The sequence below is a fragment of the Streptomyces sp. NTH33 genome, assembly GCF_003236365.1.
In the GTDB taxonomy this organism is placed as follows: Bacteria; Actinomycetota; Actinomycetes; order Streptomycetales; family Streptomycetaceae; genus Streptomyces.
Map to the genome: position 1 here is coordinate 1 of NZ_POTZ01000697.1, position 2,585 is coordinate 2,585.

Here is a 2,585-nt window from a genome sequence, read left to right on the forward strand (position 1 = left end):
GCTCGGTGATTAGACACCAACGAGCTGTTCAGGAGGCCCTGCTCGTATGCGCCGAGCACCCCGCGACCACCCAATCGAGACTCCCGTTCGATCGACAAACCCCAAGATCGGTACAACAACAGCCACTTACCTGACGCAGCGACAGGATGCGTGGGGAGCAGATCAGGAGCAGCGGCACACCGTAGCCGAGCACCAGCCACCCGGCCCCACCGATCACCGTCAGTGCGGTGGCGGCGCCGTAGTGCCCATCGAGGGCCAGTCGGCCGGCCAGCACGTCGGAGGCCGCGACCAGGTGAGAAAGGCGAAGCCGCGCGGCCCGGCCAGGTCGGTGCGCACACGCTGCCACCGGAACACCGTGCGCCACAGATAGCCGACCCACAGCACCACGTATCCCGCGGCCGCGATCCACAGCAGGACCGCCGAGGAGGCCGACGCGCCGCGCTCGGCCAGCGCGGTCGACACGATGCCCGTGGCCATGACGAAGGCGAACGCCCCGGGGTTGAGGTCCTCCGCCGCACCGACGACCGCACCCCGCCACGTACCGGGCCTGCTGGATACCGCATCCACGCCCTCACCTCCATCTCGGCTTCCAGGTCACCGGTTTGCCTCGCACTATTCCGTCGCCGCCCGCAGTCGACGCTGCGGAACCCTCCTGCGCCGCTGTCTTGACATTCCGTCAGCGAGCGCCCGATACGCAGGCAGGCGCGGCACGGACTGCCGCGCATGTGCACGTGGCCGCTCCCTGGAGCGCCCAGCGCCCAAACCGGTGCGATCGGTATGATGCCGGGCGTGCCGCCATCGAGTGTGTGAACGCAGCCGTGAGCGATGAAGCTGAGCAGGCCCCCCGAGCACCCGCCGCTCCGGCGCATCCGGTGGTGGCGGGCTACGACGGATTCACAGCCGGCCGCCGCGCGCTGGCGTGGGCGACCGGACTGGCCCGCCGGACCGGACGGCCGCTGCTCGTCGCGTACATCAGCCCCGCCCCCATGTCGTACGACCCGGGGACGGCCGTCGTTCCTGTAGCTGAGCGGGAGGCCGATGCGCTGGCCTGGCTCCGCACGGAACCCGCCGACACGCTCCCCGCCGCCACGCCGGCCGGCCTGGACGTCCATGTCGCCGCCTGCATCGGGGATGCGGCCCGTGAGCTGGCCCGTCTGGCGGATGAACACCGGGCCGACGCGCTGGTGCTCGGCGCTCCGGAGCACCGGCTGCACCACCTCATCGGGTCGGTACCCGTGTGGATGGCCCGCCACGTGCACTGCCCCGTCGTCATCGTGCCCTGACCCTGCTCCACGTGTCGTCCACGTGGCAGGGTGAAGCCGGACGCAGCGGCCTTCTGGGGCGGGAGCAGGCGGCGCGCCGTTGCGGCCCGCTCCCGACCAGGTGAGCGCGTAGTGTGACAAGGCAGGGCGACATGATGACGGCGCCCGACGGCGCCGGGAGGAAGCACCATGGCGCACAACCCGTGGCAGCAGCGGGGCCGGGCCCGGGACGGCGTGGCCGCGAGGCCACCGCAGCGCGCGCTGGACCGGCACCGGCTGCGGCACCTGCTGGACGCGATCGGGGCGGTCAGCACCGACATGGATACCCGCACCGTGCTGAACCGCATCGTGGAAGCGGCCACCGACCTCGTCGCCGCACGCTACGGGGCACTGGGCGTGCTCGACGAGAGCGGCAAGGTCATCGACCTGATCACCGTGGGTGTCGACGATCCACACCTGTGCGCTGCCATGGGCCTGCCGCAAGGTCATGGCCTGTTGCACACGATGGTGGACGACCGGGAGCCGTTGCGGGTGGCGGATGTGGCCGCGCACCCTCGTGCGGCCGGCTTTCCGCCCGGGCATCCGGTCATGCGCACTCTGCTGGGCGTTCCGCTCATGGTGCGCGGCACGGTCTACGGTGACCTCTACGTCGCCGACAAGACGGACGGCACGCCCTTCGATGACGACGACGAGAGCCTGCTGACTGCGCTGGCCAGTGCCGCGGGCATCAATCTCGAAAACGCCCGCCTGTACGGGCACCTCAAACACGCCGCCGAGCACTTCCAGCGCCGCATGCTGCCCGTTCTTCCCGACCTTGCGCCGCTTGAGGCCGCCGCCCGTTATGAGCCCGCCTCCGAACTGCCCAGGCTGGGCGGAGACTGGTACGACGCCATGGCCCTGCCGGACGGCGCCACCTGTGTGGTGGTGGGCGACGTGACCGGCCACGACGTGGAGGCCGCCCCGCTGATGGGGCAGATCCGCAACATGCTGCGGGCGCTCGCCCTCGACCGGGGCGAGCCGCCCGGCCAGGTCGTGTCCCGACTGGACCGGGCCCTGACGATGTTCGCCGACCCGCCCACAGCCACCCTGCTGCTCGGCCACATCGAGCGCGGCCGGGCAGAGGGCGAGCAGTACACGTTCGGCTGGAGCAACGCGGGGCACCTGCCGCCGCTGCTGGTCGGCGCGGACGGCAGCACCCGCCTGTTCGGCCTTGCTCCCGTTGAAGTAGCGGAAGTAGTCCAGGGAGGCCTCCTTGAACTCGGGCATGTCGACGAGGTCGACGAGTTCGGCGCACAGTTCGTTGAGGCCGAAGACGCCCGAGAG

General features: G+C 71.0%; 2 protein-coding genes and 2 pseudogenes. 2 read left to right on the forward strand and 2 right to left on the reverse strand.

Annotation, left to right across the window (positions count from 1 at the left end; genetic code table 11):
* Window positions 1-219: 219 nt before the first annotated feature.
* Window positions 220-567, reverse strand: a complete 348-nt coding sequence (locus C1I97_RS35115; RefSeq protein ID WP_111007007.1) for a hypothetical protein — start codon at window positions 565-567, stop codon at window positions 220-222.
* A 251-nt stretch (window positions 568-818) separates the two neighbouring features.
* Here C1I97_RS35115 and C1I97_RS40345 point away from each other — a divergent pair, with 251 nt between their 5' ends.
* Window positions 819-1,283 (forward strand): universal stress protein, encoded by a 465-nt coding sequence (locus C1I97_RS40345; protein ID WP_181447055.1) that lies wholly within the window; start codon window positions 819-821, stop codon window positions 1,281-1,283.
* A gap of 297 nt (window positions 1,284-1,580) precedes the next feature.
* A pseudogene (locus C1I97_RS35125) lies at window positions 1,581-2,405 on the forward strand (PP2C family protein-serine/threonine phosphatase); the annotation flags it as partial.
* A 54-nt stretch (window positions 2,406-2,459) separates the two neighbouring features.
* Here C1I97_RS35125 and C1I97_RS43120 read toward each other — a convergent pair.
* Window positions 2,460-2,585: pseudogene (locus tag C1I97_RS43120) on the reverse strand (exo-rhamnogalacturonan lyase family protein); the annotation flags it as partial.